General features: G+C 70.9%; 25 protein-coding genes. 5 read left to right on the plus strand and 20 right to left on the minus strand.

Features of this window, described 5'->3' with window-relative positions:
- Positions 1 to 4: 4 nt before the first annotated feature.
- The 8 genes from EV186_RS23455 to EV186_RS23490 form a co-directional block, all read right to left on the minus strand.
- Positions 5 to 1,381, minus strand: coding sequence for a hypothetical protein (locus tag EV186_RS23455; protein ID WP_133851562.1), 1,377 nt, complete (start codon positions 1,379 to 1,381; stop codon positions 5 to 7).
- Positions 1,378 to 1,725, minus strand: a complete 348-nt coding sequence (locus tag EV186_RS23460) for a hypothetical protein (RefSeq protein WP_133851563.1) — start codon at positions 1,723 to 1,725, stop codon at positions 1,378 to 1,380. The genes EV186_RS23455 and EV186_RS23460 overlap by 4 nt, the downstream gene beginning before the upstream one ends.
- An 8-nt stretch (positions 1,726 to 1,733) precedes the next feature.
- Entirely contained in the window at positions 1,734 to 3,281 is a 1,548-nt protein-coding gene (locus tag EV186_RS23465; RefSeq protein WP_133852127.1) for an acetolactate synthase large subunit, read from the minus strand.
- 33 nt (positions 3,282 to 3,314) lie between these two features.
- Entirely contained in the window at positions 3,315 to 4,685 is a 1,371-nt protein-coding gene (locus tag EV186_RS23470; protein WP_133851564.1) for an FAD-binding oxidoreductase, read from the minus strand.
- Positions 4,686 to 4,749: 64 nt separating this feature from the next.
- Entirely contained in the window at positions 4,750 to 5,328 is a 579-nt protein-coding gene (locus EV186_RS23475; protein ID WP_133851565.1) for a TIGR03086 family metal-binding protein, read from the minus strand.
- A gap of 51 nt (positions 5,329 to 5,379) precedes the next feature.
- Complete coding sequence (locus EV186_RS23480) at positions 5,380 to 5,901, minus strand: nucleotidyltransferase family protein (RefSeq protein ID WP_133851566.1); 522 nt, start codon at positions 5,899 to 5,901, stop codon at positions 5,380 to 5,382.
- A 26-nt stretch (positions 5,902 to 5,927) separates the two neighbouring features.
- Entirely contained in the window at positions 5,928 to 7,334 is a 1,407-nt protein-coding gene (locus EV186_RS23485; RefSeq protein WP_133851567.1) for an AAA family ATPase, read from the minus strand.
- 19 nt (positions 7,335 to 7,353) lie between these two features.
- Positions 7,354 to 8,220, minus strand: coding sequence for a LysR family transcriptional regulator (locus EV186_RS23490; RefSeq protein ID WP_133852128.1), 867 nt, complete (start codon positions 8,218 to 8,220; stop codon positions 7,354 to 7,356).
- A gap of 71 nt (positions 8,221 to 8,291) precedes the next feature.
- Here EV186_RS23490 and EV186_RS23495 point away from each other — a divergent pair, with 71 nt between their 5' ends.
- Positions 8,292 to 8,711, plus strand: coding sequence for a RidA family protein (locus EV186_RS23495; protein ID WP_133851568.1), 420 nt, complete (start codon positions 8,292 to 8,294; stop codon positions 8,709 to 8,711).
- A 22-nt stretch (positions 8,712 to 8,733) separates the two neighbouring features.
- Positions 8,734 to 9,756 (plus strand): NAD(P)-binding domain-containing protein, encoded by a 1,023-nt coding sequence (locus EV186_RS23500; protein ID WP_243754228.1) that lies wholly within the window; start codon positions 8,734 to 8,736, stop codon positions 9,754 to 9,756.
- Here EV186_RS23500 and EV186_RS23505 read toward each other — a convergent pair.
- Genes EV186_RS23505 through EV186_RS23530 form a run of 6 tightly spaced genes read right to left on the minus strand, consistent with a single transcriptional unit; the run spans position 9,745 to position 14,237 of the window.
- The gene (locus EV186_RS23505) at positions 9,745 to 10,599 is read right to left on the minus strand and encodes a TIGR03619 family F420-dependent LLM class oxidoreductase (protein ID WP_133851570.1); all 855 of its coding nucleotides are present in this window, start codon (positions 10,597 to 10,599) and stop codon (positions 9,745 to 9,747) included. The two genes, EV186_RS23500 and EV186_RS23505, sit on opposite strands and share 12 nt — an antisense overlap.
- 24 nt (positions 10,600 to 10,623) lie before the next feature.
- Positions 10,624 to 11,139 (minus strand): TrmH family RNA methyltransferase, encoded by a 516-nt coding sequence (locus EV186_RS23510; protein ID WP_133851571.1) that lies wholly within the window; start codon positions 11,137 to 11,139, stop codon positions 10,624 to 10,626.
- A 39-nt stretch (positions 11,140 to 11,178) separates the two neighbouring features.
- Positions 11,179 to 12,195: an S-adenosylmethionine:tRNA ribosyltransferase-isomerase gene (locus tag EV186_RS23515; protein ID WP_133851572.1), complete on the minus strand. Its 1,017-nt coding sequence runs from the start codon at positions 12,193 to 12,195 to the stop codon at positions 11,179 to 11,181.
- Positions 12,192 to 12,875 carry an SDR family NAD(P)-dependent oxidoreductase gene (locus EV186_RS23520; RefSeq protein ID WP_133851573.1) on the minus strand — a complete coding sequence of 228 codons (684 nt, stop codon included), beginning with the start codon at positions 12,873 to 12,875 and terminating at the stop codon, positions 12,192 to 12,194. The genes EV186_RS23515 and EV186_RS23520 overlap by 4 nt, the downstream gene beginning before the upstream one ends.
- 43 nt (positions 12,876 to 12,918) lie before the next feature.
- Positions 12,919 to 13,653, minus strand: a complete 735-nt coding sequence (locus EV186_RS23525) for a GNAT family N-acetyltransferase (RefSeq protein ID WP_133851574.1) — start codon at positions 13,651 to 13,653, stop codon at positions 12,919 to 12,921.
- Complete coding sequence (locus tag EV186_RS23530) at positions 13,650 to 14,237, minus strand: TetR/AcrR family transcriptional regulator (protein WP_243754229.1); 588 nt, start codon at positions 14,235 to 14,237, stop codon at positions 13,650 to 13,652. Before EV186_RS23530 ends, EV186_RS23525 begins: the two co-directional genes overlap by 4 nt.
- A gap of 91 nt (positions 14,238 to 14,328) precedes the next feature.
- On the opposite strand from EV186_RS23530, the gene EV186_RS23535 reads away from it, so the two are divergent.
- A complete protein-coding gene (locus EV186_RS23535; RefSeq protein ID WP_133851576.1) occupies positions 14,329 to 14,763 on the plus strand; it encodes a nuclear transport factor 2 family protein in 435 nt (144 codons plus the stop codon).
- Between the two features lie 47 nt (positions 14,764 to 14,810).
- Here EV186_RS23535 and EV186_RS23540 read toward each other — a convergent pair whose 3' ends face one another.
- From EV186_RS23540 to EV186_RS23555, 4 genes are all read right to left on the minus strand, one after another.
- Positions 14,811 to 15,659: an ion transporter gene (locus EV186_RS23540; protein ID WP_133851577.1), complete on the minus strand. Its 849-nt coding sequence runs from the start codon at positions 15,657 to 15,659 to the stop codon at positions 14,811 to 14,813.
- Between the two features lie 383 nt (positions 15,660 to 16,042).
- Positions 16,043 to 16,531: a methylated-DNA--[protein]-cysteine S-methyltransferase gene (locus EV186_RS23545; RefSeq protein WP_133851578.1), complete on the minus strand. Its 489-nt coding sequence runs from the start codon at positions 16,529 to 16,531 to the stop codon at positions 16,043 to 16,045.
- Positions 16,528 to 18,000, minus strand: coding sequence for an AlkA N-terminal domain-containing protein (locus EV186_RS23550; RefSeq protein WP_133851579.1), 1,473 nt, complete (start codon positions 17,998 to 18,000; stop codon positions 16,528 to 16,530). Before EV186_RS23550 ends, EV186_RS23545 begins: the two co-directional genes overlap by 4 nt.
- Positions 18,001 to 18,054: 54 nt before the next feature.
- Positions 18,055 to 18,747: an SDR family oxidoreductase gene (locus tag EV186_RS23555; RefSeq protein ID WP_133851580.1), complete on the minus strand. Its 693-nt coding sequence runs from the start codon at positions 18,745 to 18,747 to the stop codon at positions 18,055 to 18,057.
- A gap of 109 nt (positions 18,748 to 18,856) precedes the next feature.
- On the opposite strand from EV186_RS23555, the gene EV186_RS23560 reads away from it, so the two are divergent.
- Together EV186_RS23560 and EV186_RS23565 are read left to right on the plus strand one after the other, a co-directional pair.
- Entirely contained in the window at positions 18,857 to 19,468 is a 612-nt protein-coding gene (locus EV186_RS23560) for a TetR/AcrR family transcriptional regulator (protein WP_133851581.1), read from the plus strand.
- On the plus strand, positions 19,465 to 20,808 hold the full coding sequence (locus EV186_RS23565; RefSeq protein ID WP_133851582.1) for an MFS transporter: 1,344 nt from the start codon (positions 19,465 to 19,467) through the stop codon (positions 20,806 to 20,808). Before EV186_RS23560 ends, EV186_RS23565 begins: the two co-directional genes overlap by 4 nt.
- Here EV186_RS23565 and EV186_RS23570 read toward each other — a convergent pair.
- Positions 20,765 to 21,274 carry a hypothetical protein gene (locus tag EV186_RS23570; RefSeq protein ID WP_133851583.1) on the minus strand — a complete coding sequence of 170 codons (510 nt, stop codon included), beginning with the start codon at positions 21,272 to 21,274 and terminating at the stop codon, positions 20,765 to 20,767. The genes EV186_RS23565 and EV186_RS23570 overlap by 44 nt on opposite strands.
- 88 nt (positions 21,275 to 21,362) lie before the next feature.
- Positions 21,363 to 22,058 (minus strand): TetR/AcrR family transcriptional regulator, encoded by a 696-nt coding sequence (locus tag EV186_RS23575; protein WP_133851584.1) that lies wholly within the window; start codon positions 22,056 to 22,058, stop codon positions 21,363 to 21,365.
- Positions 22,059 to 22,089 lie beyond the last annotated feature (31 nt).

The raw sequence follows: 22,089 nt of genomic DNA on the forward strand, positions 1-22,089 counted from the left end.
TGCCCTACTCGTTCCGTAGGTTTCGGATGATTGTCCGCACGGCATCGGCGATGTCGCGGCCGCGGTAGGCCGCGATCTCGATGTCCTGCAAGGCGTACTTCGCGCTCCACCGCTCGTTCTCGTCGTCGGATTCGACGTAGGCCACCGCGTCGGTGACCCGGCGGGCCAGGTCCACTTTGTCCGCCGGGGCCAGGTCCGCGCTGGTCAGCACCAGCCGCAGCACCTCGGCGAGTTGACCGCCCGCCGTCGAGGCGTAGGTGTTCTGGAAGTCGCTGATCACCGTGTCGATCGGCTTGTTGATGAACGTGGTCGGCCCGGTGAACGTGAGGTCGCGCAGGTTCCCGTGCGCCACGATCACGTTGGGACCGGCCACTTCCCGTACCGCCTGCTTGGCCGCTTCGACCCGCGCGAGCGCGGCCCGGTCGGCCCAGGACGCCGATGCCGCAAGCGCTTGCAGCGCTTCGGCTCCCTGCACGGACGGCTCGCGCCGATGCCTGTCGCGGCTGTCTTCGAATACCTTGTCGGGCTGGTAGTCGACCGGCTCGTCACCGATCGCACCGAGGATGGTGGCGAAGAGCTCACGCATCGCGGCGGGCGCCGCGGACCGGATCGGAAAGATGATCGTGTCGTCGCTGCTGCCGCCGAACAGGACCAGGCAAGGGAACTGGTCAGGCGCGACCCCGAGATCGCGGGCGACGTCGTAGAGGCCGCTCTTGTCGTACGGCATGGTCTTGAGCCAGCGCATCGTGGCCAGCGCCCGCAGCAACGGCGGTTCGATCTGGGCCCGCCAGTACTTCTTGGCACGCTTCCAGTCCGGCGGCCGTTCCACCACGAAGAGCCGCAAGTGCTTGCCGGACAACGCATTCAGCTCGTCAAAGTGGGTGCGCACATAAGTCGCCAGGTCCGCGTCCTCTTCGGTGTAGAGGAACGCGCCCCACAGCCGCGGCCACGCGGCGACCTCCAGTGCGGCGCTCACGTGCAGGACATCGAACAACTGCTCGGGCCGGCCGAGCGAGAGCAGCTGGTAGGACGACGTCGACGGCACTTCGGCCTTGACGACCACCAGGTCGCCCGGGTCGAGGACTTCGCCGACCACCGCGTCGTCGGCAAGGCTCGCACCGGTGACCGCGTCCTCGGCCCAGACCCTCAGCACGTCGGCCCGGTCGTTCCACGACGCCTGCAACGCCTGCTTCGCGAAGGCGCCCACCGTGCCCTGCGGGTCCGTTTCGACGGTCAGCAGGTCACGATTCGCAATGGTGGTGGCCTTGTCCCAGTCCACTGGCGCATCGCTGTTGGTCAGCGCATAGGCCGCCCTGTGCCCCGGCCCGCCGCGCAGGCGGGCGTGGTCGCCGACCCAGACGACGACGTCGAGCTCCATCACGAAAACAGCGGGGCGACGGCCTCGACGATCTTGGACGCCGGCGTGGCAATGTCCGCCGCCTTCGAGACGACCCGGCCGATCCGGCTCAGCCGCGACTGGGCCTCGGCCGGCTCAGCGGCGGGATCGTCGGCGTCGGCTTGCTCGGCCACCTCGTCGACCAGCCGCGCGGTCTCCTCGCGTTCCTGGTCGGAGAGGTCGTTGCTGGCCAGCACCAACCGCAACAGCTCGGCGAGCTGCGCGGTCACGTCGGCCGAGTGCTTGTTCTGGAAGTCCTTGACGACCGTGTCCCGCGGCTCGTTGATGAACACGGTCGGACCGTGGAAATTGAACTCGGACTTCGCCATGTGTCCCCCTACATCAGTGGCGGCACGACCGCCTCGATCAGGTGCGGGCCGGGCTCGGCGTACGCGCGCTGCAGCTGCTCGTGGAACTCGGCGACCGTGGTGGCGCGGGTCGACGGCACGCCGAAACCCGTTCCCATGGCGACGAAGTCCATCTCCGGACGGGACAGGTCCAGCAGCGACTGCGCCTTCGGCCCGGCCTCGGTCGCGCCGACGCGTTGCAACTCCATCCGCAGGATCGCGTACGCCCGGTTGGACAGGATCACCGTCGTCACATCGAGGTTCTCCCGCGCCATCGTCCACAGTGCACTGATCGTGTACAGCGCGCTGCCGTCGGCCTCCAGGCACAGCACCGGCCGGTCGGGGCTCGCGACCGCCGCACCCACCGCCACGGGCAGACCCTGCCCGATCGCGCCGCCGGTCAGCGTCAGCACGTCGTGCCGCGGCGCGCCGGCGGTCGACATCGGCAGCATCAGCCCCGAGGTGTTCGCCTCGTCGACGATGATCGCGCCCTCGGGCAGCGTCGCGCCGATCACCTGCGTCCACGTCTGCGCCGACAACTCGCCGTCCGGCAGCTCCGGCCGCGACTCCGGCGCCACCTCCGGCTCCACGTCGGCGGCCACGATCGCGGCCACCCGCTCCAGCGCGTCGACCACGTCGTCGGCCGACCGGGCGAGCACGTGCGTCTGGCAACCCTCGGGCACCAGATCGCTTGCCTTGCCCGGGTAGGCGAAGAACGACACCGGCGCCTTCGTGCCCGCGACCACGAGGTGCTTGGCCTCGCCGAGCTGCCAGATCGCCTGCTCGGCCAGGTACCCGAGCCGCTCGATCGACGGCAACCCGGCGCCGCGCTCGAGCCGGGCCGGGAACGTCTCGATGAAGAGCTTCGCTCCCGTCGCCTTGGCGATCCGGGCCGCCGCCCGCAGGCCGCGTTCGCGGTTGGCCGCGCCACCGATCAACAGCACGGCCGTCTCGTCGAGCGCCGCGGCGACCTCCCGCACCACCGCGTCGTCCACAGTGGACAACGCGCGCGGTGGCACCGCTTCGCCGGCCGTGCCGCCCTCGCCCCACGACACGTCCGCGGGCAGGATCAGCGTCGCCACCTGGCCCGGCGCGCTGACCGCCGCCGCCACGGCCGCGGCGGCGTCCGCACCGACCTGCTCGGTGCTCGCCGACGTGCGCACCCAGCCCTCGAGCGGACCGGCGAGCCCGGCGATGTCCGTGGTCAGCGGCGCGTCGTACTTCAGGTGGTACGTCGCGTGGTCGCCGACCACGTTCACGATCGGGGTGTGCGCGCGCCGCGCGTTGTGCAGGTTCGCCCAGCCGTTGCCCAGCCCGGGACCCAGGTGCAGCAGCGTCGCGGCGGGCTTGCCGGCCATCCGGCCGTAGCCGTCGGCGGCACCGGTCACGACGCCCTCGAACAACGCGAGCACGCCCCGCATCTGGGGCACGGCGTCGAGCGCGGCGACGAAGTGCATCTCCGACGTGCCGGGGTTGGCGAAGCAGACGTCGACACCCTGGTCGACCAGCGTCCGCAGCAACGCCTGCGCACCGTTCATCGTCACGTGATCGAGTCCCCTCTGAACAGCGAATCAGTCGAACAGGACGCCCGGGTTCAGGACGCCGCTGGGATCGAAGGCCTGCTTGATCCGGCGCATCAGCTCGACCTTCGCGGGGTCGGTGGACGCCAGGAAGTACGACTTCTTCCCGCGCCCGATGCCGTGCTCGCCGGAGATCGCGCCACCGAGCTTGGCGGCCGCGGCGAACAGCTGCTCCAGCACGCCGGCCCGCGCCTGGTCGTCGGCCTGGAAGATCGCCAGGTGGACGTTGCCGTCGCCCGCGTGCCCGCACCCGACGATGCCGCTGGCCGTCGCCTGCTGGATGCGCGTGACCTCGGTGAAGAACTCCGGCAGCGCCGCCCGTGGCAGCACGGTGTCGATGATGTCCTGCGCGCCCGCCGCCTTCGCGGTCCAGAACGCCTTCTCGCGCGCCTCGATCAGCCGGCGGGCCGACGGGCCGGGCAGCACGTACACGTCGGCGGCGCCGAGCCCGGTCAGCAACTCGCCGAGCTTCTCCGTGTCCTCGTCGAGCCGGTCGGCATCGGCGTTCTCCAGCATCACCACGAGGTAGGCCTGCGAGCTGTCGCGGACCTGGTCGGGAATGCCGAGCTGCAAGTCGTTGGTGTAGGTGATGGCACCCATGGTCAACGCGTCGATGTATTCGAGGATCAGCGGCGCGACCCCGCTCTTGACCACCTTCGTGACGGCGTCGGTGACCTCGGCGAGCGTGCCGAACGGGGCGAGCACCGTGGCCTGCTGGGTGAGCCTGGGCTGCAGCCGCAGGATCGCCTCGGTGACCAGTGCGAGCGTGCCCTCCGAGCCGATGATCAGCTGCGTCAGGTCGTAGCCCGTGCTCGCCTTGACGAACCGGCCGCCGGTGCTGATCAGCTCACCGCTCGGCAGCGCGGCCTGCAGGCCGAGCACGTTGTGCCTGGTGACGCCGTACTTGATGGCACGCATGCCACCCGCGTTGGTGCCGATGTTGCCCCCGAGGCTCGCCGACAGCTCACCGGGGTACACCGGGTAGACCAGGTCGGCCGCCTTGGTGCGCTCCTCCAGCTCGGTCAGCGTGATGCCCGGCTGCACGACCGCGACGTGGTTGTCCTCGTCGAGTTCGAGCAGCTTGTTCATCCGCTCGAACGACACGACGATGCCACCGGGCACCGGCCGCGCCGCGCCGGACAGCCCCGAACCCGAGCCACGCGCGGTGACCGGCGTGCCCTGCTCGGCCGCGACCTTGAGGATGGCCGCGACCTCGTCGGCCGAACCCGGCCGCACCACGGCGGCGGGGGCCTGCGGGGTGGCGCCGAGCGCCTCGTCGTGGCCGTAGTCCGGCTGCTCTTCGCCGGGCAGCACGTGCTCGTCGCCGACCAGCTCGGCCAGCCGGGCCGTGAGGTCCGCCATGGGCATCTCCCAGAATCCGCACAAGGTGACTCGTCGGTAACACCCTAGTGCGGATCCGGTCGGATCAGGCGGACCAGTCCGGGTCGCGCCCGCTCAACGCCAGGGCCTTGTCCAGTGTGGAGGCGTCGTCGGGCACTGGCACCACGGCCTGGTACACGCCGTGCTCGCGGCCTTGCTCGAACATCTCCACCACCTGCCGGGCGGCCTCGGCCAACTCCTCGTCGCAGTCGAAGGGCTGACCGGTCGCCCTGGCGAGGTCCCAGACGTGGAAGACCAACTCGCCGAAGAGCATCTTCACGACCACCTCGGCGGGCATGTCCGAGCGCCCCATGGACGTGGTGCCCTCCAGCGCGCCCGGCTCGGACCACGCGGCGACGGCGTCGTCGAGCGACTGCGCGAACTGCTTCGCCCAGCCCGGCTCGGCGACGTAGTCGGTCTCGCCGTCCTTGAGGTCGACGGGGATCGGCTCCCGCTTCGCGGCGAGTGCGTTGATGGTGCCGGACCACAACAACAAGTGGTTGAGCAGCCGCCGCACCGTCCACTGCGAACACGGCGTCGGTGCGTCCAACTGGTCGTCGCGCACCCCCGCGACGACCCGCTTCGCCTGGGGCGCGGCCGCTGCCATCAACTCGTTCGATCGCATGCCGACGACGCTAGCGACCCCACCCACACCATTCTTGAACGAATGCGACAGTCAGTGCTCGAACCACGGGTTCGACCGCGGTGCCCGGCCGTTGCCCAGCGCCTCGCGAACCACCGCGTACTGCCCGGCCCGTGCGACATCTTTCGTGCGTGGCTTGGCCGGCAACCGGTCGAGCACCGCCTCGGGCGCGCAGACGCAGACCGGCACGCCGGCCAACTCGAGCTCGGTCGCGTTCGGCGCCAGCTCGAGGTAGCTGCCGGTCGAAGCCGGTGGGATGTCGACCATGCCAAGGCTGGTCACGAACAAGTGGTCCAGTTGCCCGGCGGTCGGCGGCTCCGGCGTCCACGCCAGGCAGTCCTCGAGGGACAAGCCATCCGGCCAATACGCGGGCACCGCGTCGACTTCGAGCAACACCTCGGCGAGCCTGCGCAGGTTGGCCGAGTCGAGCAACGGCACGACGTCGAGGTCGTTGGGTCGCAGGTCCGCGCCGTAGAGCACCAGCACGGCCGAACCACTGAGCACCCAGTCGATCTCGCGTTCGTACAACAGCCGCAACAACTTCGCGGTCCGCACCGGCGGCCGTGACCGCGGATCGGGCCTCATCGGCCACCGACGATCACCCGCGTGAGCCGGTTGCGCTGGTCCAGCAACTCGTCCAGCGCTTCGCGCAGCACGGGTTCGGTCAGCCGCACCCGCTCGTCGCGGGCGACCCGGTGGAGTTGCTCGGACACCGCGCGGCGCACCAGTTCCCGCATGAACGACGCCGTCACCCCGTCGGTGTCCGCGACGATCCGCGACGCGTCCGGCAGCTCCAGGTCGGCACCCTCGGCGTACAACCGCAGCAACCGCTCGCGGCCGTCGGCGTCGGGTTTCGGGATCTCCACCGCGAGGTCGACGCGGCCGGGCCGCTCACTCAACGCCCGCTCGACCGTGTCGACCCGGTTGGTGGTCAACAGAAACGTCACGTCGGCGTCGGCGTCCACGCCGTCGATCCGGTTCAACAGCTCGAACAGCACCGGCGAGCTGCCCGGTGCACCGCGCTCCTCGGCCACCAGGTCGACGTCCTCCAGCACCAGCACCGACGGCTGCAACCGGCGCGCCATGCTCACCGCCTGCGGCAGCATCCGCACAAGTGCCCGCCCGGACAGTACGAGCACCGTCCGGCCGGCGAGCCGGCTCATCAGGTACCGCACCGTGTGCGTCTTCCCGGTGCCGGGCGGGCCGTACAACATCACGCCGCGTTTGAGGTGCTGGCCGTGCCCACGCAGCCGGTCGGACTGCTCCGCGCTGCGCACGACGTGCCGCTCGACCGCCGCCAGCACACCCGAAGGCAGCACGACGTCGTGCGCGTCCAGCACCGGGCGCGGCAGGAACGACACCAGACCGTTGCCCCGGTGCTCGCTGACGTCGAAGGAGAGCAGCTGCCCTCGGTACACGTCGTGTGCCCGCACCAGCCGCTCGATCTCGGCGCGCACCGCGGCGGCGGTGTCGCGGTCGGCGGCGAGCACCCGCAGCACGCACCCGGTGTCGGGCATGTAGTCCACGGGGCCGCGCAGCGCCAGCACCACCGGCGCCCCGTCCGGTGCGGTGGTCCGCACGAGTCCGAACTGGACGATCTCGGCCGCCTCGTCCGGCCCGGTCGCCGCTGTCGCGTAGTCCACCGCGCCGAGTTGGTAGGCACCGGACCGGGCGGCCTGCGCGAGCATGTCGAGCAGGTCGGCGTGGGTGTGGTGCACGCCGGTGATGCCGAACCACTCGGCCCGCGGCGACCGCTGTGCCAGGTAGCTCTGCACCCCGCGGTCGACGTTCACGTGGTCCCACACGTCGAACCGGGTGCTGACGTTGGGCATGTCGGCGAGCGCGCACCCGACGTGCTCGGTGATCCGCTCGACCACCGGCGAGGCGCCGTCGGGGTTCACCCGGTGCCGCGCGCCGTCGATGAGGGCGATGAGGGCACCGGCGAGCCGGTGTGCCTCCTGCGTGTCGAGCTCCACACGGTCCGTCACTCACCCGAGCATGACAGGCTCAGCGCGGCTGCGCTGCGACTTGGCCCAACACGTCCGAAAACGCTTGCACCGCAGGGGAAGGTGTTTTCGCCGTCGCCACGTACACCGGCCGCGGCTGCTGTGGGTGCAAGGCCACGAGGGCCAGATCCGAACGCGTTCCCCGCACGGCGAGCGAGGGGATCACCGTGACGCCGAGCCCCGCCGCGACCATGCCCTGCTTCGCCGACCACTCCGCGACCAGGTGCCTGATCGGCGGCAACGAGTCGCTGCCGAGCGCGATCAACGTGTCCTGCGCACTGCGCCGCCCCGCGATCCAGTCCTCCCCGGCCAGCTCCGCCAGCCGCACGGTCTTCCGCCCGGCCAACCGGTGCCCGGCAGGCAAGGCGACGAGCACCGGGTCGTCCATCAGCTTCACCAGCCGCACCCCCGGTGGCTTCCCCGGCGAGCTGACCACGGCGACGTCGAGGTCACCGGCGGCCACCGCGGTCACCAGCCCGCTGGTCAGCCCTTCGGTCAGCGTCAGTTCCAGTGCCGGGTGCTCGGCCCGCAGGCGCGCCATGGCCTGCGGCACGAGTGACACCACCGCGCTGGGGAACGCGCCGATGCGGAGCCCACCGGCGCCGAGCCCGCCAATCGCCTCCAGCTCCCGGCGCGCCGCGGCCAGCCGGTCGAGGACAGCCTCGGCGTGACCGAGCAGGGCCTGCCCGGCCGGCGTCGGGCGCACACCACGCGGGAGGCGTTCGAAGAGCTCGATGCCGAGGTCGGCCTCCAACGCCGCGACCTGCCGCGACACGGCCGACTGCGTGTAGCGCAGCGTCTTCGCGGCCGCGGTGAACGACCCGAGGCGGGCCACTTCGCGGAAGACGGCGAGCGCGGCGGTATCCATGTCGTCCACGCATAGCAGCCATGCCTGATCTTCGCTAGTCGCATGGGTGGATCTCGGCGATGCTCGACGCCATGACCGCAGTGATCGAGAACCCCGTGGGCGCACCCGGCCCCGTCGGCCCGTACTCCCAGGTCGCCCGGATCGACGTGGGCGCCGCGACCCTGCTCGTGCTCTCCGGCCAGATCGGCGTGGACGACGACGGCAACGTCCTCGACGGCGTGGCAGCGCAGTCGGAACGGATCTTCGACATCGTGGCGGCGCTGCTCAGCGCCTACGGCGCGACGCTCGCCGACGTGGTGAACATCCGCACCTACATGCTGGACCTGGGCCAACTCGCCGACTACGGCGCCGTGCGGCGGGCCCGGATGGCCGGGCGGCAGCCGACGAGCACGACGGTTCAGGTGGCGGCGCTGTTCAAGCCGGGGGCGTTGCTGGAGGTGGAGGTCACAGCGGTGCTCGCCAAGGAAGACCCGGCGCCGTCCTCGCGTTGATCGGGATGTGCACGACGTAGTGGTGATCGGTGCTGGGCAGGCGGGCCTGTCCAGCGCGTACTTCCTGCGCAAGCACGGCCTCGACTTCGTCGTGCTCGACGGCAACGACGGTCCCGGCGGCGCGTGGCGGCACCGCTGGCCCACGCTGGCGTTCCGCGACGTCCACGGCCTGCACGAGCTGCCCGGCCTGCCGCTGGGCGCCGTCGACGAGAACCGCAGGGCAAGCGACGTCGTGGCCGACTACTTCGACCGCTACGAGCGCGCGTGGGACCTCGACGTGATCCGTCCCGCGCCGGTGTCCGCCGTCCGTCGCGTGGACGGCGGCCTGCTCGTGGAATCCACCGCGGGGAACTTCCCGGCGCGTGCCGTGATCAGTGCGACGGGTACCTGGACTCGCCCGTTCTGGCCCCACTACCCGGGCCAGTCGTCGTTCCTGGGCCGCCAGCTGCACGCGGCCGACTACGTCGGACCTTCCGAGTTCGCGGGCCGGCACGTCATCGTCGTCGGTGGCGGCACGACGGCGGTGCAGCTGGTCCTGGAACTGTCCACAGTGGCCACCACGACCTGGGTGACCCGCAGGCCACCGGTCTTCCGCGAGCCACCGTTCACCGAGGACCTCGGCCGTCGCGCCGTGGCCATGGTCGACCGGCGGGTGCGTGCCGGCCTGCCGCCGATCAGCGTGGTCGGCGTGACCGGCCTGATGCGCACGCCCGAGATCGGCGCGGCCCTGGCCAACGGCATCCTCGACCGCAAGCCGATGTTCGACCACATCACGCCGGACGGCGTGGTCTGGCCGGACGGGCGCTTCGAGCGGGCCGACGTGATCCTGTGGAGCACCGGTTTCCGCGCCGCCCTGGACCACTTGGCCCCGTTGAAGCTGCGCGAACCCGGCGGCGGCGTGCGGATGGACGGCACGCGCGTGGTCGCCGAACCGCGGCTGCACCTGGTCGGCTACGGCCCGTCGGCCAGCACCATCGGCGCCAACCGCGCGGGCCGCACCGCCGTCCGCGAGATCCGCGAACTGCTCGTTCCCTCAGCTGCCTAGCAGAGGGACGACCTCGGCCGCGATCCAGTCCATCGTCCGCTCGACGTCCGCCGCCGCGATCGGCAGCCACAACGTGCACGTGGTGAGCCCGGCCTCGGCGAGTTGCCCGAGATCGTCGGCGATGCTCGCGGCGCTGGGCGTCTCCCCGCCGAGTGGCCGGCCCGACAACGGGGACACCGCGTCGACGCCAGGCGGGGTGAAGAACTGCGCCGACGCAAGCGTCAGGTGCTCCGGCAGTTCCTCCCGGACGGCGGCGACCGCAGCGGCATCGGCGCCCGAGCCGTACCACCCGGCACCGAAGCGCTGCACCCGGCGCAACGCCGCCTCGCTCTGCCCGCCGACCCACACCGGCGGCCCGCCGGGCGTGAGCGGCGGCGTGCCCAGGTTCGCGCCGTGCAGCGTCGTGAACCGGCCCTCGAAGTCCGCGGGCCGCCGCGTCCACAGGGCCTTGGCCGCCGCGAGGTGGTCGTCGGTGCGCGCGCCCCGTTCCTTGGCCGACAGCCCGAGCCCGGCGAACTCGTCCGGGTTCCAGCCCGTGCCGACGCCCAGGATCAGGCGGCCGCCAGACAGGACGTCCAGGCTGGCGGCCTGGTTCGCCAGCAGCAGCGCCGGGTAGTACGGCGCGACGAGCACGGACGTCAGCAGCCGCACCCGCGTCGTCGCGCCCGCCACCGCCGAGAGCAGCACGAACGGGTCCGCGTCGAGGCCGAACCCGCTGTCCAGCACGCGGTTGCCGACCGCGACGTGGTCGAAGCCCAGGTCCTCGGCGTGCCGCGCGGCGCGGAGCACGCTCGCGCCGTCCTCGATCGGCCAGGCCGGCTGCAGGGAAATTCCGAGTCGCATGCGTTGCTCAACCACCGGTGATCGCTAGATCATCCCCGCGAGCTTGTAAGCCACGAGCGAACCGGCGACGGCAACGTTGAGGCTCATCCCCGTGCCCACCATCGGGATCTCCACCGCCGTGCCCACCAGGTCGAGCGCCGCGACCGGGATCCCGGTCTGCTCGTGCCCCAGCACGACGATCGTCGGCTCGCGTGCCATCGGCAGGTCGGCCAACCGGCAGGCGCCGTCCACCAGTTCAACCCCGACGATCGCGTGCCCGGCCGCGGCCTGGCGCTGCAGCCAGCGGACCGGGTCGTTCACCCAGTGCACGCACGACCGGTGCCGCAACGTGTTGCCGCGCGCAAGCGCTTGCTTCACCCACGGCCACCGCGGCACCGCCAGGCACGCACCCACCGCGTCGCAAGTGCGCAACAAGGTACCGAGGTTCGCCCCGTGCAAGGGCCACAACGGCGCGATGGTCAGGTGGCCCCAACAGAGGTGCGCCCTGGGCCGTCGCTGCTTGCCGAGTTCCCGCCTGCTGCGCGGGTCGCGGCCGCTCACCGGCCCAGGAACTGCTCCTCGAAGGTCATGGCTCGAATGTTAGGGCAACAGCAGGCAGCTGTCGCCGAATTCGTGCCAGAGGTAGCGCCGCGCGACCGCCTCGGCATACGCCTTCGCCACGAGTTCTTGTCCCGCAACGGCTTCCAACAACGACAGGTGCGATGCGCCGGGCGCGTGCCACCCGGTGACCAGCCCGGTCACCACCCGCGCGGGCCGGTCCGGCCCCAGCACCAGCTCCGTCCAGCCCTCGCCGGCATGCACCGTTCCGTCCGGGTCGGCCACCGTCTCCAACGCCCTGGTCACCGTCGTCCCGACGGCCACCACCCGGCCGCCGTTGGCCCTGGTCAGCTCGACCAGGCGCGCGGTCGGCGCGGGCACCCGGTAGGGTTCGGCCTGCGGCGGCTCGCCCTTCTCGGCCGACGACACGCCCGTGTGCAGCACGATCGGCGCCACGGCGACCCCTTTCGCCACCAGGTCGGTGATCGTCCGGGTGCTGAACGGCCGCCCGGCGCTGGGCATCTCGGCGCTGCCCGAGCCACGGTCGTCCTGGGCGAAAACCGTTTGGTAGTCGGCGATCGGCCACGAACCGTGGACATAGGCATAACTGATCGGCTTGCCGTGCGATGCCAACAGCTCGAGCACATCACCGTCCACAGTGACCGTCCACAACCGAGCGTCGACCGGCTCGCGGGCGATGAGGGTCAAGCCGGACACCGTGAACCGCTCCCCCACGACGATGTCCTGAACCGGCCCGGTCGCCTGCCGCGCGGGCCGGATCTCGACCACCCACGAGCCGTCCGGCCGATGGCCGGCGAAGTGCACCGCGACGTGGCGTCCGTCGGCCCGGCGCGCCTCGACCGCGGCGGCCAGCGTGGGCGAGGTGTTGATCACCACCAGGTCGCCTGGCCGCAGGTGGTCCGGCAGCGCGGCGAACGTCGTGTGCGTCAAACCTTGCGGGCCCGCGACCAGCAAGCGCACGCCGTCGCGGGTCAGCCCGCGTGCCTCCGGCGGCTCCGCGGCCGAGAGCTCGCCGGGCAACGTGAACGTAAGCGTCATGCCGCCACCACTTGGCTCGCGACGTACCGCCCGCTCGGTGGTCGCCGCGCCAGCAACCGGAGCAGCGCGGGCACCACGGTCTCCGGCTCGGGCCGGTCGGAGATGTCCTCACCGGGGAAGGCCGCCTGGTGCATCTCGGTGCGCATGTCGCCCGGGTCGAAGGCGTACACGGCGAGGTCGGGCTGCTCGACGGCGAGCACCGCGCTCAGGTGGTCCAGCCCGGCCTTGGCGCTGCCGTAGCCACCCCACCCCTCGTAGGCCTCGACGGCGGCGTCGGAGCTGATGTTGACCACCGTGCCACGCGCCGCGACCAGCTCGGGCATGAGCTCGGCGGTCAACGCCAGCGGCGCGGTCAGGTTCACCGCGAGCACCCGTTCGAACTCCGCGACCGGGTAGTCCGCCAGCTTCGGCTGCGGGCTGGGACCGAGCGTGCTGGCGTTGTTCACCAGCAGGTCGAGGCGGCCGAGCGCGCGCACGGCGGCCGCCAGCTCGGCCCGGTGCCCGGGATCGGTGACGTCACCGACGATCGCGACCGCCCGGTCGCCCAGTTCCGCGGCGACCGCACGCAATGCGCCGGCACCCCGCGCGTCGAGCACCACGCGGTCGCCCCGCGCGACCAGCGCCCGCGCCAGCGCGCGGCCGAAACCCTGCGAGCCCCCGGTGATGAGTGCGACAGACATGTTCTCTCCTTGGGTCCTGTCGCACCCATGGTGGTAGCTGAAGTTAACTGCAGGTCAAGGACGCGGTCACCAGCTCGCCGGAGTTGCGGTAGCCGAGCTTGCCGTAGAGCCGGCCCTCGTTCTCGGTCTCGCACTGCAGGTACGGCCGCAGACCGGCGGCGAACGCGCGCTTCGTCAGCTCCGCGCCGATCAGCGAGGCCACGTGGCGCCTGCGGAACTCCGGCAGCACCGCGACCCCGGCGATCTCGGTCATACCCAGCTTCGGCACGGTGGACTGGCCCGCACCCGCCGGCTTGCCGTCCACGGTCGCGAGCACCATGACCTGACCGTCGGCCCCGGCGCGCAACGCACCGTCCACATCGGCCTGAACGAGCTCGGCACCCTCCGCGTAGGCCACGTACTGGATGCGCAGCGCATCCCACATCGTCTCGTCGGTGTCGGCCACCACCAGTTCGATGCCGGGCACCGGATCAGGTGCGGTCAGATCGTTCTCGTCGATCGCCATCAGCACGAGCCGGTCGTCGACGGTGAACCCGAACCGCTCGAGCGCCGCCTCGACGGGCGGGTTGGGCGTGACGAGCTCGAAACGCGGTTTTCGTTCCCGCGCACGGAAGGCGTCGACCAGCGCTGCCAGCTCGGCATCGGTCGGCTCGGCGCCGTCGTCCGGGATGGCGTAGTTGCGGAACGGGTTGTCGCTGCGTTCGTTGAACACCACCAGGAACGGCCCCACCCGGACCGACCGGCCTTCGATGCTCGCACGCAATGCCGCTTGGATCACGACGGCGACGCTAAACCGGTGGTCAAATCCTTTTGCGGCGCCACTTTCAACCCGGCGAGCACGATGTCCACGGTGCGTCTGGCCACGGCGGCGTCCAACTCGGTCTGCTCCCCGGCGGCCGCGAGCCCGAGCAGCAACGCGATCACGTCGTCCACCCCGATGTCGCCTCGCACCGCGCCGGCCTGTTGCGCGCGTTCGAGCAGGGTCGCGATGTGCCCGCGGAACCCGCCCCGGATGCCGGCGGTGACGTCCTTGGCGTTGATCCCCGCCTCGGCCAGCGCGGCGGCGAGCACGTTCTTCATGGCCGACTGCTCGACCAGCATCAGGAAGAACGTGAAGAACGCCGAACCGGGCTCCTCGTCGGCGATCAGCCGCTCGGCCCGCTCGGCCAGCCGCTCCATCCGGTTGAGGAAGACGGCTTCGAGCAGCGCTTCCTTGGTCGGGAAGTGCCGGAACAGCGTGCCGACGCCCACGCCGGCGGCACGCGCGATCTCCTCCGTGGGGACATCGGTGCCGCGCTCCTTGAAGACCTGCTCGGCCACTTCCAGCAGCTTGGCGCGGTTGCGCCGCGCGTCAGCGCGCACCACTTCCACCCCCCACTGGACAACCGGACTGATCAGTCCGTATAGTAATCGGAGTCACGAGTCCGATTGTACTTCCTTCGAGGAGATCGCCATGTCCGCAACGCCCACCGAGGTCATGTACGCCCTGATCGACGGTGTCACCGGCAAGAAGTGGGACGACCTGCCGCCGCTGTACGCCGAGGACACGGTCGTCGAGCATCCGATGAACACCCCGCGCGCCACCGTGCTGCGTGGCCGGGAAGCCCTCCGCCGGCACTTCGACAGCGCCCGGGACATGCCGATGGACATGTCCGCGCACAACATCGTCGTCCACCAGACCACCGACCCGGAGACGGTGATCGGCGAGTTCGAGTACCACGTCCGACCCCACGGCGAGAACACGAAGGAGTTCGTGGTCCGCAACATCTACGTCCTCACCGTTCGCGACGGCTTGATCTTGCGGTCCCGCGACTACGCCGACCACCTGGCCTTCGCCGTGGGCATGGACCGCTTAACCCCGTTGGTCGAGGCCCTCCAGCGGGCCTGAGCCGAACGCATCAGTTCGGCGGCCACCCGAGCCGGACCGGCCTCGACTCAGATCTCGGAATCCTGCGCGGCCTTGGGGAAATGCGCCAGCGCGCCCTGCGGCCGAGCCGGGAGCTGCTTCATCAGCTCCTCGCGCCGCTCCTCGTCCGCGTCGTCGTCAGCTCGTTCGTTCAACCCGAGCTGGATGGCCTGCCGGATCTGTTCCCGGTTGTCCCGCACCACGTCGGCGAAGAACTCGTCGATCCGCGGGTCGGCCAGTACGGCCAGCGTGACCCGCATGGCCGTGTCGAGCACGGACTGCACGATCTCGTCATGGAAAGGAAACCGCTTGAACCGTCCGGCCTGCGGGTCCTCCCGCAACTTCTCGGTGATGATCTCCTGCAACTGCTGCCGGTTCGCCGACAACGAGCGCGAGAGGTTCTCCGGGTAGTTCCCGGTCTCGAGCACCTTCACCACTTCGTCCATCACGGCGATCGTGATCGGCTTCTTGATCGCCAGCACGATCGGCCGCGACAGCCGCTCGACCAACCGCTGGGTGAACCGCTCTCCCAGTGCGCGGTCCGTGGCCCGCGCCAACCGCAACAACAACACGACGATCCGCAGCAACCGGAACCCACGCAACGCCGGGTGCGCGATCGGGATCATGCCCAGGATCTCGAACCAGTTCCGCGCCACGAACGACTTGGCCCACCGATCCCGCCGCCACCGCCACAGGAACTCGAGCAGGAACACCCCGCAAATGCTCGTGTCCACGACGAAAACGGCGTGCGCGGTCTCCGCACTGTGCCGAAAGAAGGTGATGTAACCCAGCAACCCGACGGAAAACACCGCAAGCGCGAGCATCACCCAATCGACGGGACTGACCACCCGCTCCCGGCGCCCGTCCCCGACGACCATGCCTGCGCTCTCCACTCACCGACGACCCGGGCGCGCCACATGCTACCCACAGCACGCCCACAAACCCGGCTTTTCATCCCTCCGCACGCGGCCCCTGCACCCCAGGTGCTGCTCAGCCCATCGATTCAAGCCAACGGGAGGACCCACAGCCACTGTCGATTCAGAGCACTGCCGATGTCCGGTGTCCGGCCAAATCGCTGACACGCCGATGACCCACGTCGTCCTTGGCCGGATCGTGGTCCCTGGTTGGCGGCCCCTGACAACGCCGTCGAGCCCGGCAACCGCACGCGGCCTCGTCCGTCGGCTCGGCACCGGCGAGAGCCGCCCAGACAAGCGCTGTTCGACCTTCGCGAGCACCGCGGCACGAGCTCAGCCTCAAACGTTCAGCTGAGCATGGCCTGCCCACGCTCCAGGTTCAGCAAATAGCGCTTCCGCTCGATGCCGCCCCCGTACCCGGTGAGGCTGCCGTTCGACCCCACCACCCGATGGCAAGGGACCACGATGCTGATCGGGTTGTGCCCGTTCGCCAACCCGACCGCACGCGACGCGCTCGGCCGCCCGATCCGTTCCGCCAGCTCCCGGTACGACACCGTCTCGCCGCACGGGATCTCCTGCAGCGCCCGCCACACGGTCTGCTGGAACGGCGTCCCCTCGAACACGACGGGGATGTCGAACTCCCGCCGCTCACCGGCGAAGTACTCCTCCAGCTGCGCGACAGCGGCCGCGAACACCGTCGGGTCGCGTGGTCCGAAGGTGGCGTGGTCGGGCGCATACCGGTGCTGCTCCATGTAGAGCCCGGCGAGCAGGCCGTCCACCGCAACCAGCGTCAACGACCCGATCGGACTGTCCACAATGGTGTGACTACGACTCATTCCACCCTCTGATCAGGCAGCCGGTTGATGGCGTGGTCACCGGTCGCCCACAGGTATTGCACGGCGTACGCACGCCACGGCCGCCATGCCGCGGAGTGCTTGGTCAACGCGCCCGGCGTGGTGGGCAACCCCAGATCCCGCGCGGCGTAACGGATCCCGAGGTCGCTGGGCAGGAACGCGTCCGGGTCGCCGAGCGCCCGCATCACGATGCTCTCCACCGTCCACGGCCCGAACCCCGGCAACGCCGACAGCTGCGCCCGCACCTGCTCCCAATCACTGCCGACGCTCAGGGAGAGCTCACCCGAGGCCAGGGCACCCACCAACGTGGTCATGGTCGTCCGCCGCGACTGCGGCATGGCCAACGCCATCGGATCCAGCTCGGCCAACGCGGCGACCGACGGGAACAAGTGCGTCAGCCCACCACCCGGATCCTCGATCGGCCTGCCGTGGGCCACCACCAGTCGCGACGCGTGCGTGCGGGCGGCAGCGGTCGACACCTGCTGCCCGAGCACGGCCCGCACCGCGAACTCTGGCGGGTCGACGGTTCTCGGCACCCGCCGACCCGGCGCCTTGCGCACCAACGGCGCCATCATCGGGTCCTCGCACAGCAGGTCGTCCACCGCGACCGGGTCCGCGTCGAGGTCGAGCAGCCACCGGCAGCGGCTGATGGCCACCGGCAGATCACGCAGGTCGGTCAGCGACAACCGGCAGTCGATGTGCTCGGGCGTCGGCCGCAACGCGACCACGGCGTGCCCGCGGGGCAACCGCATCGTCCGGCGGTACCGACCGTCGCGCCACTCCTCGACGCCGGGGACGGCGGTCGCCGCGAGGTGGCCGAACAGGTTGTCGGGGTTGAGCGGCGCCCGGAACGGCAACCGGAGATCGAGCACCCCTGGCGTCCCGTGTGGCTTGCCGCGACGACGCAGTTCCGTCGGCGAGGTCGCGAACACCTCGCGCACGGTGTCGTTGAACGCGCGGATGCTCGCGAACCCCGCCGCCGCGGACACCTCCGTCATCGGCAGTTCGGTGGTCTCGATCAACACGCGAGCGGTCTGCGCCCGCTGGGCCCGCGCCAAGGCAAGCGGCCCCGCGCCGAGCTCGGCCCGCAACTGCCGCTCGATCTGCCGCACGCTGTAGCCCAGCCGCGCGGCGAGCCCGGGGACGCCGTCGGTGTCGACGACGCCGTCGGCGATCAACCGCATGGCGCGCGCGGTGAGGTCCGCCCGCTGGTTCCACTCCGGCGAGCCCGGGCTCGCATCCGGCCGGCACCGCTTGCAGGCACGGAACCCGGCCTGCTGCGCGGCCGCGGCGCTCGGGTAGAACCGCATGTTCTCGACCTTCGGCGGTACCACCGGGCAGCTGGGCCGGCAGTAGATGCCGGTGGTCAGCACCGCGGTGAAGAACCACCCGTCGAACCGGGCGTCCTTGCCCTGCACGGCACGCACGCACCGGTCGAAGTCCTCATGCACCCCACGAGCCTGCCCGCCGAGCCCGCCGAGGTCTAGCGGAAAAACGACATGTCGCTAGACCGGCTGACCCACCGGCCGGATGATCATGGTGTTGACGTCCACCCCTGCCGGCTGCTCGATGGCCCACACGATCGACGCGGCTAGCTCGTCCGCGGTGAGCAACCGCCCCTCCGGCAGGTGCCCGAGCCCATCCCAGAACGGCGTCTCCACCCGTCCGGGCGCGATCAGGGTGACCCCGACGCCATCCGCGGTGACCATCCGCCGCGTGTTCTCGGCGAGCCCGGTGACCGCCCACTTGGTGATCCCGTAGATGTTCCCCGGCGCGTTCTGGAACCCGGCGACGCTGCCGACGAGCACGATCCGCCCCTTCGATTCCTTCAACGCGGGCAGCGCGTGGCGGATCAGCAGGGCCGGGCCGAGCACGTTGGTCAGCACCATCTCCCGCCAGGCGGCGGTGTCGCCGTCGGCCAGGGTGTCGTGGGTGGCGAAGCCGGCGTTCGCGACCACGGTGTCGATCCGCCCGAACCGCTCCAGCGTCGCCGCCACCGCGTCCCGCACCGACGCGTCGTCGGCGGCGTCACCGGCGATGGTCAGCACGTTCGCCGGGTCGAGTCCCGAGGCGAACTGGTCGAGCTTTTCCTTGCCGCGTCCGGTAACCGTGACCTGGTGTCCCTTGGCCAACAGCTGGCGGGCCGCGGCGGCACCGATCCCGGTCGAGCCGCCGGTGATCAAAGCAACTGACGTCATGTCCCCACCCCTTGGTTCGTGTGCGATCGAAAGCTAGGTGCTGGTGCGCGCTCCAGGTCAAGCAATCAATTGATTGACTGTGCCACCGCGGCTGTGTTGCACTCGCCGGATGGATGATCAGGCGACGGAGCCGGACAGCAAGCGGCGGATCCTCGACGCGGCACGCACCCTGTTCGCCCGCACCGGCTACGAGGGCACCTCGACCCGCGCGATCGGTGCGGAGGCCGGGCTGAACATCGCCACGATCGCCTATCACGTCGGCAGCAAGCGCGAGCTCTACCAGCAGGTCCTCGAGGAGATGGACCGCCAGGAACGCACGGTGCTGCTGGGTGCGCTCCCGGACGCGCTGCCCGACGACCCGGCGGCCCGGCGCCGTGCGCTGTTCGAGGCCCTCGACCGGTACCTGGCGTTCTGCATCGCGAACCCCGAGGTCCCGATGTTGTGGATGCGCCGCTGGCTCGACGAGGACGGCGACCTGCCCGACGCCGAGACCGCTTACGCGCTGCCCGCCTACCGGCAGATCGAGGCCGCGGTCGGCGACCAGGCCGAGAGCCCGCACCTGCTCGTGCGCACCCTCGTCTGGTCCATCTACGGTTTCTGCACCGGCGGTGTCTTCGACCGCGACGACCACCGCACCGGCCCGGGCGACCCCGCCGCGGTGGAGGCGTTCCGGCTGCACCTGCACCGCGTCGCCGACGCCATGCTCAAGCCGTTGCCGTGACGGACCGGCTCCCGCGGCGGGCGGTGCTCGGGTATGCGGTCGGTTCGGTGGGCGCGGCCGCGTTCGCCACCGTGCCCGGGTTGCTGCTGCTCTACCAGCTCACCGACGTGCTGGCGGTGCCCGCGGGCGTCGCGAGCGCGGTGTTGTTCGGCGCCAAGGCGTGGGACGTCGTCGCGAACCCGGTGATCGGTGCCCTCAGCGACCGCAGCGCCGCCGTCCACGGTGGACGGACGCGCTTCCTGGTGGCGGGCGGCTGCACGCTGCCGCCGTTGTTCGCGTTGATGTTCGCGACCCCCGACGTGTCCCCGGGCGTGGCCGCGGTCTACGTCGGCGTCACGTTCACCTTGGCCGCCACGGCATACGCGGTGTTCCAGGTCCCGTACGTCGGGCTCCCCGCCGAACTGACCGAGAGCCCGGCCGAACGCACGAGGTTGACCGCGTACCGGATGGTCATGCTGACCCTCGGCATCCTGATCGCGGGCGCCGGCGCACCGGCGATCGTGGCGGCGGCGGGCAAGAACCGCGGCGGCTACGCGCTGATGGGCGTCGTCATGGCGGTGGTGATCGCGGCATCGCTGCTCATCGCGGCGTTCACCACCCGACGGCTGCCGCTGCACCCGCACGGCGCGCCGGGCATGGGGGTGCGTGCGCAGTTGCGGCTGGCGCTGGGCAACAAGCCGTTCGTGCTGCTGCTCGCGGCTTTCCTCGCGCAGAGCCTCGGCGTCGGCGTGATGCTCGCCGGCGAGCCCTACATCGCCGAGTACCGCCTCGGCGACTCGGGACTGACCACCGTGTTGTTCCTATGCACGATCGGCCCGGCGATCCTGGTCATGCCGGCGTGGGCGAAGTTCGGTGCCCGCTATGGCAAGCGCGCCGGCCTGATCACCTCGGTGACCTTGTTCGGCGTCGCCGCGATCTCCATGGTCGCGACCCTGCACCCGTCGACGAAGTGGCTCGCGTGCGGGCAGCTCGCGCTGGTCGGCATCGGGTACGCCGGTCAGCAGTTGTTCGCCCTGGCCATGCTCCCCGACACGATCGCGGCGGACGAGGCACGATCAGGCACCCGGCAGTCCGGCGCGTTCAGCGGGGTGTGGACCGGCGCGGAGACGCTGGCGCTGGCGGCGGGCCCGGCGTTGTTCGGTGCGGTGCTGGCGTTGTCGTCGTTCGTGTCGAGCAGCGGCGATCCGGTGCCGCAGCCGGCGAGCGCGCTGAGCGGCATCCTGCTGGGGTTCACGGTGTTGCCCGGTGTGCTCGCGTTGGTGAGCCTGCCGGTGGTGGCGCGCTACCGGCTGCCGGTCACGTCGCCGGTTCGACCAGGTCAACCCGCATCGCCGCGGTGAGCGCGCGGTAGGCGGCGCCGTCGTGGTCGCGGTGCCACTTGCCGTCGCGGGCCTGGGCCAGCTTCTCGTCGGTCATCGCCACGTGCCCACGGGCCGCGTCAACGACGGCCGGCCCACCGAGCAACGCCAGGAGGTTGGCCGCCGCCCGCCAGTCCACTTCGGACGAACGCAGCCGCTCGCCGTCGCCAGCCTCACCCGCGCGCGACCGCAGGTAGAGCGTCCTGATGTCGTGGTGCAGGCGGTTCCAGGCCGTCCAGTACCCGGCGTAGACCTCGCGCCGGTCCAGCCGGAGCTGCCGGTGGTGCTCGGCGACCAGCCGCCGCCGCTCCGCCCGCCGCCTACCCGCGGCCACGAATAACGCGACCAGCCCGGCGATCAGCACCCCGCCCACGGCGCCACCGAAGGTGAACCACGCGATCGTCGAGTCCGGCACGTTTTCCGTCCCGAGTTCGAACAACAGTGCCATGGCGGGAAGTGTGCCGGACCGAAGAAGGTGCTCCTGACAACCAAAATCCGAAAGACCAGGTGCCGCCACGCGGATTCACCTGATCGTGTCACCCCGCCCCGGTCAGCTCCGCGAGCATCCCGCTGACGAAAGCCCGCAGCCCCTGCCGATAGGTGTCCTTCGTGGTCCACCGCGGCCAGTCCTGCGCGACCGCCGCCAATGCGGGCAACTCAGCACCGTCCAAGCTGCGGTAGACGACATCGCGGTGCACCGGGCGCTCGTCGGTCGCGCGCCGCCGGGCCGCGTGGGCCCGCACCGTGATCTCGCCGACCGTGTAGTACCAGATCCCGCGGTAGACATCGACGGCCTGCTCCGGCGTGCACCCGCAGTCCATCGCCCCGCCCACCATCGCGTCGACCATCCACAACGCCGACCGTCCGATGAGGTCGTCGGCCGTGAGCAACTCGGCGATCCGCGGCCACCCCGCCAGCGAGTCGTGCATCGTGATGGCGGCGACGATGATGCGCTCGCGCGGATCGGGTGGCAGCTCTGGGCGCGGGATCTGCTCGGCGTAGTGGTCGAGCAGCTGGACCAGCAGATCTTGCTTGTCCCGCAGGTGGTGGTACAGCGTGGTCGCCCCGACGCCGAGCTCCCCGGCCAGCCGCCGGATCGTGAGCTTGTCCCACCCGTCGCGATCGACCAGCGCGCGTGCCGCCGCCAGGATCTCTTCACGCGAGGTCCGCGGCGGCCGGCCGGTGCGGCCCTGCACGGCTGGTGATCGGGGCGCGGCTGGTGATCGGGGCATCGCCCCATCATGCCTTCCCGTTCGACAGCCG

This window comes from Labedaea rhizosphaerae (genome assembly GCF_004362825.1).
Taxonomy (GTDB): domain Bacteria; phylum Actinomycetota; class Actinomycetes; order Mycobacteriales; family Pseudonocardiaceae; genus Labedaea; species Labedaea rhizosphaerae.